General features: G+C 69.1%; 12 protein-coding genes. 5 read left to right on the top strand and 7 right to left on the bottom strand.

What is annotated here, in order from left to right; genetic code table 11:
* The first annotated feature begins 298 nt into the window (after positions 1 to 298).
* A complete protein-coding gene (locus STRNI_RS22690) occupies positions 299 to 1,486 on the top strand; it encodes a pyridoxal phosphate-dependent aminotransferase (RefSeq protein ID WP_159487595.1) in 1,188 nt (395 codons plus the stop codon).
* 38 nt (positions 1,487 to 1,524) lie between these two features.
* On the opposite strand, the gene STRNI_RS22685 is transcribed toward STRNI_RS22690, so the two are convergent.
* The 3 genes from STRNI_RS22685 to clpB all read right to left on the bottom strand — a co-directional run bounded on the left by STRNI_RS22685 (position 1,525) and on the right by clpB (position 5,460).
* Positions 1,525 to 1,887, bottom strand: coding sequence for a hypothetical protein (locus STRNI_RS22685; RefSeq protein ID WP_277413311.1), 363 nt, complete (start codon positions 1,885 to 1,887; stop codon positions 1,525 to 1,527).
* A 127-nt stretch (positions 1,888 to 2,014) separates the two neighbouring features.
* On the bottom strand, positions 2,015 to 2,551 hold the full coding sequence (locus tag STRNI_RS22680) for a YbjN domain-containing protein (RefSeq protein ID WP_026170115.1): 537 nt from the start codon (positions 2,549 to 2,551) through the stop codon (positions 2,015 to 2,017).
* 278 nt (positions 2,552 to 2,829) lie between these two features.
* Positions 2,830 to 5,460 (bottom strand): ATP-dependent chaperone ClpB, encoded by a 2,631-nt coding sequence (gene clpB / locus STRNI_RS22675; RefSeq protein ID WP_266438198.1) that lies wholly within the window; start codon positions 5,458 to 5,460, stop codon positions 2,830 to 2,832.
* 248 nt (positions 5,461 to 5,708) lie between these two features.
* Between clpB and STRNI_RS22670 the strand changes: the two genes are divergently transcribed.
* The 3 genes from STRNI_RS22670 (at position 5,709) to STRNI_RS22660 (ending at position 7,546) form a co-directional block, all read left to right on the top strand.
* A complete protein-coding gene (locus STRNI_RS22670; protein ID WP_018092402.1) occupies positions 5,709 to 6,290 on the top strand; it encodes a Uma2 family endonuclease in 582 nt (193 codons plus the stop codon).
* 29 nt (positions 6,291 to 6,319) lie between these two features.
* The gene (locus tag STRNI_RS22665) at positions 6,320 to 6,724 is read left to right on the top strand and encodes a pyridoxamine 5'-phosphate oxidase family protein (RefSeq protein ID WP_018092401.1); all 405 of its coding nucleotides are present in this window, start codon (positions 6,320 to 6,322) and stop codon (positions 6,722 to 6,724) included.
* Positions 6,725 to 7,141: 417 nt separating this feature from the next.
* Positions 7,142 to 7,546: a hypothetical protein gene (locus STRNI_RS22660; RefSeq protein ID WP_018092400.1), complete on the top strand. Its 405-nt coding sequence runs from the start codon at positions 7,142 to 7,144 to the stop codon at positions 7,544 to 7,546.
* 99 nt (positions 7,547 to 7,645) lie between these two features.
* Here STRNI_RS22660 and STRNI_RS22655 read toward each other — a convergent pair whose 3' ends face one another.
* The 4 genes from STRNI_RS22655 to dnaK are packed head-to-tail and all read right to left on the bottom strand — an operon-like array spanning position 7,646 to position 11,824.
* Positions 7,646 to 8,098: a heat shock protein transcriptional repressor HspR gene (locus STRNI_RS22655; protein ID WP_018092399.1), complete on the bottom strand. Its 453-nt coding sequence runs from the start codon at positions 8,096 to 8,098 to the stop codon at positions 7,646 to 7,648.
* A 1-nt stretch (position 8,099) separates the two neighbouring features.
* Positions 8,100 to 9,275, bottom strand: coding sequence for a molecular chaperone DnaJ (dnaJ, locus tag STRNI_RS22650; RefSeq protein WP_277411921.1), 1,176 nt, complete (start codon positions 9,273 to 9,275; stop codon positions 8,100 to 8,102).
* A 45-nt stretch (positions 9,276 to 9,320) separates the two neighbouring features.
* Positions 9,321 to 9,971, bottom strand: a complete 651-nt coding sequence (gene grpE / locus STRNI_RS22645; RefSeq protein ID WP_018092397.1) for a nucleotide exchange factor GrpE — start codon at positions 9,969 to 9,971, stop codon at positions 9,321 to 9,323.
* Complete coding sequence (dnaK, locus tag STRNI_RS22640) at positions 9,968 to 11,824, bottom strand: molecular chaperone DnaK (protein ID WP_018092396.1); 1,857 nt, start codon at positions 11,822 to 11,824, stop codon at positions 9,968 to 9,970. Before dnaK ends, grpE begins: the two co-directional genes overlap by 4 nt.
* Before the next feature lie 289 nt (positions 11,825 to 12,113).
* On the opposite strand from dnaK, the gene STRNI_RS22635 reads away from it, so the two are divergent.
* On the top strand, positions 12,114 to 14,381 hold the full coding sequence (locus tag STRNI_RS22635) for a (Fe-S)-binding protein (RefSeq protein WP_277411920.1): 2,268 nt from the start codon (positions 12,114 to 12,116) through the stop codon (positions 14,379 to 14,381).
* Positions 14,382 to 14,441 lie beyond the last annotated feature (60 nt).

Here is a 14,441-nt window from a genome sequence, read left to right as displayed (position 1 = left end):
GGAGCCCCGCCCGCTTCCCCCGCCGGAACCGCTCCGCGAGGCCAGGGCAACCAGGCCGATCACCCCCGCGCAGATCACCACGAAAACCACAATCCCCATTTGCCTCACACTCCTTTCGTTCCCCCGAAGCGAGGCACCCGCTCCGTCCGGCGCCCTGTGCGCCGCTCCGGCACCGTCCGGTGCCGTGGACCGTCCTCGTCGACGGCCGTCTCATTCCTCTGTGCGGGGCTGATGCCCCGGCCCCGGCGTCTCAAAGCACAGTTGAGGAAGTCCAGAGGTTCGGCGGAGGATGGCGCCCATGGACCGACCGCTGCTCAACCGCCGCCTCGCCGAATTCGGCACCACGATCTTCGCCGAAATGTCGGCACTCGCCGTACGGACCGGCTCCATCAACCTCGGCCAGGGCTTCCCCGACGCCGACGGACCGGAAGAAGTCAGGGAGGCGGCGGTGCGTGCCCTGCGCGACGGCCGCGGCAATCAGTACCCGCCCGGCCCCGGCATCCCCGAACTGCGCACCGCCGTCGCCGCCCACCAGCAGCGCTTCTACGGCCACCTCGGCCTCTCCTACGACCCCGACACCGAGGTCCTGATCACCGCGGGCGCCACCGAAGCCCTCGCGGCCTCCCTGCTGGCGCTGCTGGAGCCGGGCGACGAGGTCATCGCGCTGGAGCCCTACTACGACTCCTACGCCGCCGGTATCGCGCTGGCGGGCGGCCGCCGCGTCCCGGTGACCCTGCGCGCGGACGCCGAGTCCGGCACCTACCGCCTCGACCTGGACGAACTGCGCGACGCCATCACCGGCAACACCCGCCTGATCCTCCTCAACACCCCGCACAACCCCACCGGCACCGTGCTGTCCCGCGAGGAGCTCGCCGAGATCGCCCGCCTCGCCTGCGAGCGCGACCTCCTCGTCATCACCGACGAGGTCTACGAACACCTCGTGTTCGAGGGCGAGCACCTCCCCCTCGCCTCGTTCCCCGGGATGCGCGAGCGCACCGTCACCATCGGCTCGGCCGGCAAGACCTTCTCGTTCACCGGCTGGAAGGTCGGCTGGGTCACCGCGCCCGCGGAGCTGGTCGGCGCCGTCCGCTCGGCCAAGCAGTTCCTCACGTACGTCTCCGCGGGCCCCTTCCAATACGCCGTCGCCGAGGCACTCGCCCTGCCCGACAGCTACTTCACGGAACTGCGCGACGACCTGCGCGCCAAGCGCGACGTCCTGGCCACCGGCCTCACCGCGGCCGGCTTCCAGGTCTTCCGCCCCTCCGGCACCTACTTCATCACCACCGACATCCGCCCGCTGGGCCACGACGACGGCTTCGCCTTCTGCCGCGCCCTGCCCGAACGCGTAGGCGTCGTCGCCATCCCCAACGCCGTCTTCTACGACCACAAGACCCAGGGCGCCCCCTACGTCCGCTTCGCCTTCTGCAAGCAGGAGGCGGTACTACGCGAGGCGGCGGAACGACTGCAGAAGCTCTACCGGGCGTAGCCGATCTCCCCACGAGCAAATCGTGGTGCGACGGGGCGTCAAACCCCGTAGCCGGGCGGCGGGACATCATCCGGGGACTCCGGCGGCTCCTTGCGGTCGCCGTAGAAGTAGTCGTACAGATCCTGCAGGTAGGCGTACAGAAGGTCATCGCGCCAGAAGTTGACCCTGGTCAGCTCGTACCAGTCCGCTACGGTGGCAGACCGCTCACGAAGCAGGTACTCCAACGCTTCACGCAGATTCCGGGCGTCTGGCGATTCAGGGTTTCGGACGATGTACGACTTGTAAACGGGGACGTCATCGATGAACTCAATATGGAGGCCGGACCGGAAGAATTTACCGACCCCGCCCACCTCCGCGAAAAAATGCGGGACGCTCGATGGCCTGAATTTTCTGGAGTACATCCCCACCTCACTGATTCTGTGGCCCTCCACGTGCCCCCCGGCTGACTGCCCCGCCACAAACAGACGCGAGCCCCGGAGACATGAGCTCCGGGGCCCGCGCAGCGGGGTGGGTGTGGGACGGACGGGCTCAGGCCTCGTCGTCACCCTGCTTCTTGTCGGAGTCGCCTTCGATCTCGGCCTCCAGACCGAGCTGCTCGACGATCCACTTGTCGAATTCGATGGAGGCGCGGACCCAGCTGACCGTGCTCGACACAAAGTGTTCGAGCGAGACACCGGTGCCGATCAGCATCGATGCTTCACCGATCAGACGGACCGTGCCGTCGTCATGGGTGTGGGTGTAGGCCTTGGGCCACAGCGTCCGGCGGTTCCAGTCGTCGATCGCCTCCAGCAGCTTCGACTTCTCGTCGATGCCGTGGGGACGGTCATAGAACGTGCGGACGGAGAAGATCTGCTGCTCCTCCTCGCCCCGGAACATGAAGTACGTGCGGAACTGCTCCCACGGGGCGGCGAGGTCACCCTCCTCGTCGACTACGTACTTCAGCTCCATCTGGTCGAGGAGCTGCTTGACCAGGTCCTGGTCTGGCACGACGGGACCATCAGGCCCCGACGGCTCGGGTTCGGGCTGGCCCCCGAAATTCGGAATCGAGGACGGGTCGATGCTCACCGTGGAATTCCCTTCGTATGGTCCCTGCCATCCTCCCCCACATCCGCCCCGTCGTGGCAACCCGGACGGAGCGGATGCGGGCAAGGTGTCGCCCGGGGCAACGATCGTCGGGCCGGAGGGGTGCCCGGGGCCGCGGCCCCTCCGGCCGGCCCGGTCACGGGGCGCCCCGGTCGCGGCACCGGCCGGCCGTCTCCGGCGCGCCTGCACCGGACGCCCCCGGTCACGGCACCGGCCGGCCGTCCCTGGCGCCCCGGCCGCAGGCACCCCGCTCCCGCCGGTCAGCCCGCCGGCCGCCCCGCCGCCTCCACCGACAGCTGGTCGCCGTCCACGTCCACCCGCACGGTGTCGCCCTCCCGCACCTCGCCCGCCAGGATGGCGCGGGCGAGCTGGTCGCCGATGGCCGTCTGGACCAGGCGGCGCAGCGGCCGGGCGCCGTAGGACATGTCCGGGGCGGGGGCGTCGACGACCGGTTCCTGGCCGAGCCAGGCGAGCCAGGTCAGGGCGCGGTCGGTGACGTCCAGGGTCAGCCGGCGGTCGCCGAGACGGCGCTGCAGATGGTCGAGCTGGATGCGGGCGATCCGCTGCAGCTGGTCCGTGCCGAGCGGGTGGAAGACCACCACGTCGTCGAGCCGGTTGAGGAACTCGGGCCGGAAGGACGCGCGGACCGTCTCCAGCACCTTCTCCCGCTTCTGGTCCTCCTTGAGCAGCGGGTCCATCAGGAAGTTGGAGCCGAGGTTGGAGGTCAGGATGAGGATGGTGTTGCGGAAGTCGACCGTGCGGCCCTGGCCGTCCGTGAGCCGGCCGTCGTCGAGGACCTGCAGCAGGATGTCGAAGACCTCGTGGTGGGCCTTCTCCACCTCGTCGAGCAGGACGACGGAGTACGGGCGGCGGCGGACCGCCTCCGTCAGCTGGCCGCCCTCCTCGTAGCCGACGTAGCCGGGCGGCGCACCGACCAGCCGCGCGACGCTGTGCTTCTCGCCGTACTCCGACATGTCGATACGGACCATCGCCCGCTCGTCGTCGAAGAGGAAGTCCGCGAGCGCCTTGGCCAGCTCGGTCTTGCCGACGCCGGTCGGGCCGAGGAAGAGGAACGAGCCGGTGGGGCGGTCCGGGTCGGCGATACCCGCGCGGGTACGGCGTACGGCGTCCGACACCGACCGTACGGCCTCGGTCTGGCCGATCAGCCGCTTGCCGAGCTCCTCCTCCATGCGCAGCAGCTTCTGGGTCTCGCCCTCCAGGAGGCGGCCGGCCGGGATGCCGGTCCAGGCACCGACCACATCCGCGATGTCGTCCGGCCCGACCTCCTCCTTGACCATGGATTCCTTGGACGCCTCCTGCTCGGCCTCGGCGGCGGCCGCCTCCTCCAGCTCCCGCTCCACCCCCGGGATCTCGCCGTAGAGCAGCTTGGAGGCGCTGTCGAAGTCGCCGTCGCGCTGGGCGCGCTCCGCCTGGCCGCGCAGCTCGTCGAGCCTCTCCTTGAGCGCACCGACGCGGTTGAGGCTCTGCTTCTCCTTCTCCCAGCGGGCGGTCAGGCCGCGCAGCTCCTCCTCCTTGTCGGCGAGGTCCTTGCGCAGCTTCTCCAGCCGCTGGACGGAGCCGGCGTCGGTCTCGTTCCGCAGCGCCAGCTCCTCCATCTTGAGCCGGTCCACGGCGCGCTGGAGCTCGTCGATCTCCACGGGGGAGGAGTCGATCTCCATACGGAGGCGGGACGCGGCCTCGTCGACCAGGTCGATGGCCTTGTCGGGCAGGAAGCGGGAGGTGATGTAGCGGTCGGAGAGGGAGGCGGCGGCGACCAGCGCGGAGTCCGCGATCTGCACCTTGTGGTGGGCCTCGTAGCGGCCCTTGAGCCCGCGCAGGATCGCCACCGTGTCCTCGACGGTCGGCTCGGCGACCAGCACCTGCTGGAAGCGCCGCTCCAGCGCCGGGTCCTTCTCGATCCGCTCGCGGTACTCGTCGAGCGTCGTCGCGCCGACCATCCGCAGCTCACCGCGGGCCAGCATCGGCTTGAGCATGTTGCCCGCGTCCATGGACGAGTCGCCGCCGGCGCCCGCGCCCACGACGGTGTGCAGCTCGTCGATGAAGGTGATGATCTGGCCCTCGCTGGACTTGATCTCCGCCAGGACCGTCTTCAGCCGCTCCTCGAACTCACCGCGGTACTTGGCGCCCGCGACCATCGCCCCCAGGTCGAGCGCGACCAGCCGCTTGTTGCGCAGCGACTCGGGCACATCGCCCTTGACGATCCGCTGCGCCAGCCCCTCGACGACGGCGGTCTTGCCGACGCCCGGCTCGCCGATGAGCACGGGGTTGTTCTTCGTCCGGCGGGACAGCACCTGCACCACCCGGCGGATCTCGTGGTCCCGGCCGATGACCGGGTCGAGCTTGCCCTCGCGGGCGGCCGCGGTGAAGTCCGTACCGAACTTCTCCAGTGCCTTGTACGTGCCCTCCGGGTCGGCGTTGGTCACCCGCTGGCCTCCCCGGTTCGCCTCGAACGCGGCCAGCAGCTTCTTGGCGCCGGCGCCCTGCTGCTCCAGCAGCTCGCCGGTGCGCCCGCCCTTGGCGGCGATACCGATGAGGAGGTGCTCGGTGGAGACATAGGCGTCACCGAGCTCCTTGGCGCGCTGGGTGGCGTCCGCGATGGCGGAGAGCAGATCGCGGTCCGGCTGCGGCGGCGCGACCGTCGAGCCCTGCACGCTGGGCAGCGCGGCCAGCTGACGCTCGGCCCCGTTGCGCAGCGCGGCGGCGTCCGCCTCGACGGCGGCCAGCAGGTCCATGATGTTCTCGTTGTCCTGCCCGGCCAGCAGCGCGAGCAGGAGATGCGCGGACGTCATGTCCGCATGCCCGGCGGTGACCGCCCGCTCATTGGCGGCGCTCAGCGCCTCCCGGCTCTTGTTGGTCAGCTCGGCGTCCACGTCCTCGCGATCCTCCTCGACTCGTCCTGCACGGCCACAGTGCCCAGTCTGAACCCACTCCGGCGCACACTCCGGCACATCCTGCACATACCAACATGCGATAAGTTGAGTCTATTCCACTCAAGGTTGGTTTGGGGAGCCGCCCCGCCCCTTCCTCGCTCACTCGTGCGAGCGAATCGGGGGGGGAACGCACCGCCGCCGCCCGTGCCGCCCGCCGACACTGGCCTTCGACCACAAGGAGGTGCAGCATGACGGCTATGGCACACGCGCCTATGCCCACCGACGAAGAAACCCTCCTGGATTACTTCCTCGCCTTGGAGACGCCCCTGGGCTTCCGAGCCGAGCTGATCGAGGGGGAGATCGTTGTGACACCGCCCACGGACGGGACTCACGAGCACTGCTTCAGCGGGATCGTCTCGCAGATCATGCGACAGTCCGCGGTGGACATGGACGTCTCCGGCTACAAGGGTCTTGAGATGCCCCGCGGCGGCAGGTGCCCCAAGAATCATGTGATCCCCGATGCCACCATCGCCCCACGTGCGCTGCGTCTCTTCCGCGGCGCCCCTCCCTGGATGCCCAGCGACGGCGTAGCCATGGTCGTCGAGGTGACATCGAGCAATCCGGAGCGCGACCGGAAGGCCAAACGGCATTGCTACGCCCGCGCCGGCATCCCGCTCTACCTGCTCGTGGACCGCAGCAGGGCCGAGATCACGCTGTTCAGCGACCCTTCCGGGGACGACTACGCAGGGCACAGCACCGCCCCTGTCGGCAAACCCCTCCCCCTCCCCGCCCCCTTCTCCTTCGACCTGGAAACGGCCGACTTCCTCTGAATCCCGGGCCCCGAACTACTCTGGCCCCCATGGCCCATGACCTCAGCGCCCTCAGCCCGGAGTACCTCGCCTTCTGGGGCGAGTATCTGATGCCGACGCTCACCACCCTCCGTACGGACGGGACGCCCCATGTGGTTCCCGTGGGCGTCACCTACGACGCCGGACAGCGGATCGCGCGGATCATCACCCGCAAGGACAGCACCAAGGTCAAGAACGTCCTCGCCGCCGGGGCGGACGGCGCCACCGTCGCCGTGTGCCAGGTCGACAAGGGGCGCTGGGCGACGCTGGAGGGCCGGGCCCGGGTGCGTACGGATGCCGAGTCGGTGGCCGATGCGGTGCGCCGGTACGCCGAGCGGTACGGCAGGACGCCGACGCCCAACCCCGACCGCGTCATGATCGAGATCGCGGTGACCAAGGCGATGGGCCGGGCCTGAGCACCGGCCCGAGAGCCCGCTCCCCCTCCAGGCGCCCCCTCCGGCCCGCTGGCCGGAAACGGTCCCTCCGGATCCGCTCCGGGCCACCCACCTGGTACTCAAGAGCGACGGGAACCGAACAGCTCCGCGCAATCACGGACGACATCGGACCCGTCCCCTGCAAAAGACAGCAGCTGGAGGCCGTATGGCGTCGGCATTGTGCATCGTGACGACCGTTCCGCGCCGTCCGTCCCCCGCCCGGCCGCACCCGCGCGCCGAGCTCTGCCCGCGCTGTGGCGGCCAGCTCGCCGTCAATCAGGACGGCTGGAAGATCTGTCACGCCTGCGGCTATGCCTCGCCGCCCGGTACAGCCCCTCCTCCACGGGCCGCTCGCGGGGGTATCGTCGCCCCCACAGTCGCCACGCCCCGGAGGGCACGATGAACTCGGTCCGAGTCACGGCGATCGCCTGCCTGATGCCGCTGTCCGAGCTGGACGAGGATCCGTTCCTGGTCGATGACCGCAGCCAGCACGACATGTGCAAGCAGTGGGCGGCGGCCCGTGACTACCACCTGACCTGCCAGCTCAGCCTGCATCAGCTGCGCGCCGACCACAGCGCGCTGTGGCGTGATGTCGAAGAGGGCCTGGTCGATGTGTTCGTGGCGCCCAACCGCCGGGCGCTGGAGAACGCCATCGACGGCGCGGACGAGTTCACCGCGCGCTGCGCCGCGGCCGGCGTCCGCCTGGAGACCGCCGACCTCGACGAGCCGGTCTACACCCTGGCGATGAAGTCGCATGTACACCGGCGGCTGTCGATGCCGACGGCGGGCTACAACGGCTGCTGAGCGGGCCGCGGGCCGAGGGGCCGCCGCGCACACGCGAGAAGGGCCGGGGGGTCACCCCGGCCCTTCGTCACGTCGTACGGGCGTCCGCGCCGCGGCCGGTCACTCCGGCCGCTTGGGGCGCCAGACCACCAGCGCGCTGCCCTGCTGCACATCCTGATACGGCACCAGATCGCGCCGATAAGAGGCGTGCACCGCCGCCTCCCGCTGCTGCATCGCGCTGGCCGCGCCCTCCAGGGCGCCCTGCAGCTCGATGACCCGCTGCTGCAGGGCCGCGACCTGGTTCTCCAGCTCGATGATGCGCTTGATGCCGGCGAGGTTGATGCCCTCGTCCTGGGACAACTGCTGCACCGTACGGAGCAGTTCGATGTCCCGGGCCGAATAGCGGCGGCCCCGCCCGGCCGTGCGGTCGGGCGAGACCAGCCCCAGCCGGTCGTACTGCCGAAGGGTCTGCGGATGCAGGCCGGAGAGCTGAGCCGCGACGGAGATGACGTACACCGGCGACTCATCGGTCAGTTCATAGGGGTTACGACGCTGCCCGCCCCGGCTGTCCATCTCAAGCTCCCTTCGCGGCCTGGAACAGCTCCGCCCGCGGGTCCGGGCCCACGGTCGCCTCGCGATAGGACTCCAGCGACTCCTTCGCCTTGTCGCTGAGGTCACCGGGGACCAGCACCTCTATGGTGACCAGCAGATCACCGCGGGTGCCGTCCTTACGGGCCGCGCCCTTGCCCCGGGCCCGCATGGTGCGTCCGTTAGGGGTGCCGGCCGGCAGCTTCAGCGTCACCGGCGGACCGCCCAGCGTCGGCACCTTCACCTCACCGCCGAGCGCGGCCTCCGGGAAGGTGACCGGCACCGTGATGGTGAGGTTGTCGCCCTTGCGGCCGAAGACCGGGTGGGCGTCGACATGCACGACCACGTACAGATCGCCCGCCGGGCCGCCCTGCTCGCCCGGGGCGCCCTTGCCGCGCAGCCGGATCCGCTGCCCGTCGGAGACGCCCGCGGGGATACGGACCTGCATCGTGCGCGCACTGGTCGCCCGCCCGCTGCCCTTGCAGACCTCGCAGGCGTCCTGGGCGATCAGACCCCGGCCCTTGCAGTCGGCGCACGGGTCGGTGAGCGAGAAGCCGCCGCCCGCACCCCGGCTGACCTGGCCGGTGCCGACGCAGGTCGGGCAGACCCGCGGTGTGCCGTTCTTGTCGCCGGTGCCGGAACACGCCTTGCACGGCGCCTGGCTGGACATCCGCAGCGGGACCGTGGCCCCGTCGACCGCCTCGGTGAAGCTGAGCGTCACCTCGGACTCGATGTCCTGACCACGGCGCGCATGGGTACGGGTACCGGCGCCGCCGCGGTTGAACAGGCCGCCGAAGACGTCGCCCAGGCCGCCGCCGAAGCCGCCGCCCTGGCCGCCCTGGCCCTGGCCGCCGCCCCCGAAGAGGTCGCCCAGGTCGAAGTTGAAGCTGCCGCCTCCACCGGGGCCCGGACGGTAGCCGCCGTTGCCGAACAGCGTGCGCGCCTCGTCGTACTCCTTGCGGCGCTTGCTGTCGCCCAGGACGTCGTTCGCCTCGGAGATCTCCTTGAAGCGCTCCTCGGCCTTGGCGTCGCCCTTGTTGGCGTCCGGGTGGAACTCGCGGGCGAGCTTGCGGTACGCCTTCTTGATCTCCGCTTCGGTGGCGTCCTTCGGGACGCCGAGGACCTTGTAGTAGTCCTTCTCGACGAAGTCCTTGGTGCTCATCCCCGACGTCCCTCCTTCCGCGCGGTTTTCGTTTCTGTCCTCACGTCAGCCCTCTTCCGGGCCACCGCTCTCCTCGTCCGAAGCCTTGGCGTCCTCGTCGGAGGTGGACTTGGTGCTCTGGGCACCGGGCTGCGGCTCGGCGACGGCGACCCGCGCGGGGCGGATCGTTCGTTCACCGATGCGATACCCGGGCTGCAGGATCGCCACGCACGTCGTCTCGGTGACATCCGGTGCGTACGAGTGCATCAGCGCCTCGTGGATCGTCGGGTCGAAGGGCTCGCCCTCCTTGCCGAACTGCTGCAGACCCAGCTTGGCGACCACGGTCTCCAGCGATTCGGCCACCGACTTGAAGCCGCCGACCAGTTCGCCGTGCTCGCGGGCGCGGCCGACGTCGTCGAGGGTGGGAAGGAGCTCGGACAGGAGGTTCGCCGCGGCGATCTCCTTGACCGTGACCCGGTCCCGTTCCACCCGACGGCGGTAGTTCTGGTACTCCGCCTGGAGCCGCTGGAGGTCCGCAGTGCGCTCGTTGAGCGCCGTACGTACCTGGTCCAGCTGCGCCTGGAGCGCTACGTCCGTTACGTCCCCGGCCGGGGCCGAGCCCGCCTTGTCGGCGGACTCGGCCTGCGCCGCGTCTTCGGGAGCGGCGTCAGAGGGGACGTCGGGCTTCTCGTCGAAGCCCGGGGTCTCCTCCGTCACGCGGCACCGTCCTTCTTGGGCTTCTCGTCGTCGACGATCTCGGCGTCCACGACGTCGTCCTCGGCCTTGGCCTGCTCGGCGCCCTCGGCACCGGCAGCGCCCTCGGCACCGGCCGCGCCCTGGGCGTCGGCGTACATGGCCTGGCCGAGCTTCTGGGAGACGGCCGCGACCTTCTCGGTGGCGGTGCGGATCTCCGCGGTGTCCTCACCCTTGAGCTTTTCCTTCAGCTCGGTGAGGGCCTCCTCGACCTCGGTCTTGACCTCCCCGGGGACCTTCTCCTCGTTGTCCTTGAGGAACTTCTCGGTCTGGTAGACGAGCTGCTCGGCCTGGTTGCGGGTCTCGGCGGCCTCGCGGCGCTTGGTGTCCTCGTCCGCGTACTGCTCGGCCTCCTGGCGCATCCGGTCGACCTCGTCCTTCGGCAGCGAGGAGCCGCCGGTGACGGTCATCTTCTGCTCCTTGCCCGTGCCCAGGTCCTTCGCGGTCACGTGCATGATGCCGTTGGCGTCGATGTCGAAGGAGACCTCGATCTGCGGGACCCCGCGCGGGGCCGGCGGCAGACCGGTCAGCTCGAACATCCCGAGCTTCTTGTTGTACGCCGCGATCTCGCGCTCGCCCTGGTAGACCTGGATCTGCACGGACGGCTGGTTGTCCTCGGCCGTCGTGAAGATCTCGGAGCGCTTGGTCGGGATCGTGGTGTTGCGCTCGATCAGCTTGGTCATGATGCCGCCCTTGGTCTCGATACCGAGGGACAGCGGGGTGACGTCCAGCAGGAGGACGTCCTTGACCTCACCCTTGAGCACACCGGCCTGGAGGGTGGCGCCGATGGCGACGACCTCGTCCGGGTTGACGCCCTTGTTGGCGTCCTTGCCGCCGGTCAGCTCCTTGACGAGCTCGGCGACGGCGGGCATACGGGTGGAGCCGCCGACCAGGACCACGTGGTCGATCTCGGACAGGTTGATACCCGCGTCCTTGATCACGTTGTGGAACGGGGTCTTGCAGCGGTCCAGGAGGTCCGAAGTGAGCTGCTGGAACTGCGAGCGCGTGAGCTTCTCGTCCAGGTGCAGCGGGCCCTCGGCGGAGGCGGTGATGTAGGGAAGGTTGATCGTCGTCTCGGTGGAGGACGACAGCTCGATCTTCGCCTTCTCAGCGGCCTCGCGCAGGCGCTGCAGGGCCATCTTGTCCTTGGCCAGGTCGACGCCGTGGCCGTTCTGGAACTGCTTGACCAGGTAGTCGACGACGCGCTGGTCCCAGTCGTCACCACCGAGGTGGTTGTCACCGTTGGTGGCCTTCACCTCGACGACGCCGTCACCGATCTCCAGCAGCGAGACGTCGAAGGTGCCGCCACCGAGGTCGAAGACCAGAATGGTCTGGTCGTCCTTCTCCAGGCCGTAGGCCAGGGCGGCCGCGGTGGGCTCGTTGACGATCCGCAGGACGTTGAGGCCCGCGATCTCACCGGCCTCCTTGGTGGCCTGGCGCTCGGAGTCGTTGAAGTAGGCCGGAACGGTGATGACCGCGTCGACGACCTTCTCGCCCAGGTACGCCTCGGCGTCGCGCTTGAGCTTCTGCAGGATGAAGGCGCTCATCTGCTGCGGGTTGAAGCCCTTGCCGTCGATGTCGATCTTCCAGTCGGTGCCCATGTGGCGCTTGACCGACCGGATGGTCCTGTCGACGTTGGTGACCGCCTGACGCTTGGCGACCTCGCCGACCAGCACCTCGCCGTTCTTGGCGAAGGCGACAACGGACGGCGTGGTCCTGGCGCCCTCGGCGTTGGTGATGACGGTGGGCTCACCGCCTTCGAGAACACTGACGACGGAGTTCGTCGTGCCCAGGTCGATGCCGACCGCACGTGCCATTTCAATTCCTCCAGCTGACTTGAGTGGAACAGGCTCAAGAGTGCAGTACCGAAGAAAACCTGTCAACAGACCTGAGTCAGGGGCGCTCAACTTTTATATCGCCCTTACCGTCACCAGGCCTCCACCGGAGGACGCCGGGGCCTCACACAGGGTTGCCTTCGCGACGCAGATCACCGGCCGGGCGGCTTCATGGGGCGGAGGAGAATGGGTAACCTCAGCGGCAGACCCAAAAAGTTACCGCTTAGTAGTTCCCACCGTTTTCCGCTCTCGCAGGTACGAGGAGCCTCCCATGCAACTCGCCGCGATCATCGTGTCGCTGGTGCTCATCGCGGTCGCCGTGGCGCTGTTCGGCCGCGCCCTCCTGCAGATCTACCGCCAGATGCGACTGGGCCAGCCGGTGCCCGCAGGCACCCGGACCGACGCTCCCACCCAGCGGACCGTCACCGTGGCCAAGGAGTTCGTCGGCCACACTCGCATGAACCGCTGGGGCGTCGTCGGCGTGGCGCACTGGTTCGTGGCGGTGGGCTTCCTCACCCTGCTGCTGACGATCGTCAACGCCATCGGCCAGCTCTTCCAGGCCGACTGGCTGATCCCGGTCATCGGCGGCTGGCTGCCGTGGGAGATGTTCGTCGAGGCGATGGGCACGCTGACGACCGTGGGCATCATCGTCCTGATCGTCATCCGCCAGCTGAACCGCCCCGGCGGCGCCGGCCGCAAGTCCCGCTTCGCGGGCTCCAACACCGGCCAGGCGTACTTCGTCGAGACCGTCATCCTCATCGTCGGCATCTGCATCGTGACGCTGCACGCCCTGGAGGGCGCCCAGCACGGCGTCGACCACTACGAGCCGGCGTTCTTCATCTCGTACCCCCTGGTCGCGTTCTTCAAGGGGATGAGCCTCGGCACCCTGCAGAACCTCACCTACTTCTTCGCCGCCCTCAAGATCGCGACGTCCTTCATCTGGATGATCACGGTCTCGCTCAAGACCGACATGGGTGTGGCCTGGCACCGCTTCCTGGCCTTCCCCAACATCTGGTTCAAGCGCGAGGCGGACGGCGGTGTCGCCCTCGGTGCCCTGCAGCCGATGACCAGCGCGGGCAAGCCGATCGACTTCGAGGACCCGGGCGAGGACGACCAGTTCGGTGTCTCCCAGGTCGAGCACTTCTCCTGGAAGGGCCTGCTCGACTTCTCCACCTGCACCGAGTGCGGCCGCTGCCAGTCGCAGTGCCCCGCCTGGAACACCGGTAAGCCGCTGTCGCCGAAGCTGCTGATCATGGCGCTGCGCGACCACGCACACGCCAAGGCGCCGTATCTGCTCGCGGGCGGCGGCAAGGACATGGAGGGCAACGAGCAGGCGACCGCCGAGCAGCTCGCCGACGTGCCCGCGTCCGCGCTGGCCGAGGCCGAGCGCCCGCTGATCGGCACCCTGGAGGAGAACGGCGTCATCGACCCGGACGTCCTGTGGTCCTGCACCACCTGCGGCGCCTGTGTCGAGCAGTGCCCGGTCGACATCGAGCACATCGACCACATCGTCGACATGCGCCGCTACCAGGTCATGATCGAGTCCTCGTTCCCGTCCGAGGCGGGCACGATGCTCAAGAACCTGGAGAAGAAGGGCAACCCCTGGGGCCTGGCCAAGAAGCAGCGCCTGGCCTGGACCAAGGAGGTCGACTTCGAGGTTCCGGTCGTCGGCCAGGACGTCGAGGACCTCACCGAGGTCGAGTACCTCTACTGGGTCGGCTGCGCCGGCGCCCTGGAGGACCGCGCCAAGAAGACCACCAAGGCCTTCGCGGAGCTGCTGCACATCGCGGGCGTGAAGTTCGCGATCATGGGCGGCGACGAGAAGTGCACCGGTGACTCCCCGCGCCGTCTGGGCAACGAGTTCCTCTTCCAGCAGCTCGGCGCCGAGAACGTCGCCACGCTGAACGCCGCCTTCGGTGAGGACGACGAGGACGAGTCGACCAAGAAGCCGAAGTCGTCGAAGAAGATCGTCGCGACCTGCCCGCACTGCTTCAACACGATCGCGAACGAGTACCCCCAGCTGGGCGGCGAGTACGAGGTCATCCACCACACCCAGCTGCTCCAGCACCTGGTGGACGAGGGCAAGCTCACCCCCGTCACCCCGGTCGAGGGTCTGATCACCTACCACGACCCCTGCTACCTGGGCCGACACAACAAGGTCTACACCCCGCCGCGCGAGATCATCGCCAAGGTGCCGGGCCTGCGGAACGAGGAGATGCACCGCCACAAGGAGCGCGGCTTCTGCTGTGGCGCCGGCGGTGCCCGGATGTGGATGGAAGAGCGCATCGGCAAGCGCATCAACAACGAGCGGGTCGACGAGGCGCTGTCGCTGAACCCCGACATCGTGTCGACGGCCTGCCCCTTCTGCCTCGTGATGCTGACCGACTCGGTCAACGGCAAGAAGAACGACGGCAAGGCGAAGGAATCCATCCAGGTCGTCGACGTGGCCCAGCTGCTGCTGGACTCCGTCAAGACCCCCGTCGACCCGGCGGGCGACGAGGAGCCGGAGGACGCTCCGGAGCCCGAGCCGGTGAAGTAACCGCACGTGCAGGAACGTTGGCCGGCGGCCGGTCCCTCACAGGGGGCCGGCCGCCGGCCT

The sequence above is a fragment of the Streptomyces nigrescens genome (assembly GCF_027626975.1).
GTDB lineage: Bacteria > Actinomycetota > Actinomycetes > Streptomycetales > Streptomycetaceae > Streptomyces > Streptomyces nigrescens.
This window is presented reverse-complemented; position numbering and strand designations above follow the sequence as displayed.

Coding starts and splice junctions, on each gene's coding strand:
- STRNI_RS22690 (WP_159487595.1), top strand. CDS start 299: ATGGACCGACCGCTGCTCAACCGCCGCCTCGCCGAATTCGGCACCACG.
- STRNI_RS22685 (WP_277413311.1), bottom strand. CDS start 1,887: ATGTACTCCAGAAAATTCAGGCCATCGAGCGTCCCGCATTTTTTCGCG.
- STRNI_RS22670 (WP_018092402.1), top strand. CDS start 5,709: ATGACGGCTATGGCACACGCGCCTATGCCCACCGACGAAGAAACCCTC.
- STRNI_RS22665 (WP_018092401.1), top strand. CDS start 6,320: ATGGCCCATGACCTCAGCGCCCTCAGCCCGGAGTACCTCGCCTTCTGG.
- STRNI_RS22660 (WP_018092400.1), top strand. CDS start 7,142: ATGAACTCGGTCCGAGTCACGGCGATCGCCTGCCTGATGCCGCTGTCC.
- STRNI_RS22655 (WP_018092399.1), bottom strand. CDS start 8,098: ATGGACAGCCGGGGCGGGCAGCGTCGTAACCCCTATGAACTGACCGAT.
- dnaJ (WP_277411921.1), bottom strand. CDS start 9,275: ATGAGCACCAAGGACTTCGTCGAGAAGGACTACTACAAGGTCCTCGGC.
- dnaK (WP_018092396.1), bottom strand. CDS start 11,824: ATGGCACGTGCGGTCGGCATCGACCTGGGCACGACGAACTCCGTCGTC.
- STRNI_RS22635 (WP_277411920.1), top strand. CDS start 12,114: ATGCAACTCGCCGCGATCATCGTGTCGCTGGTGCTCATCGCGGTCGCC.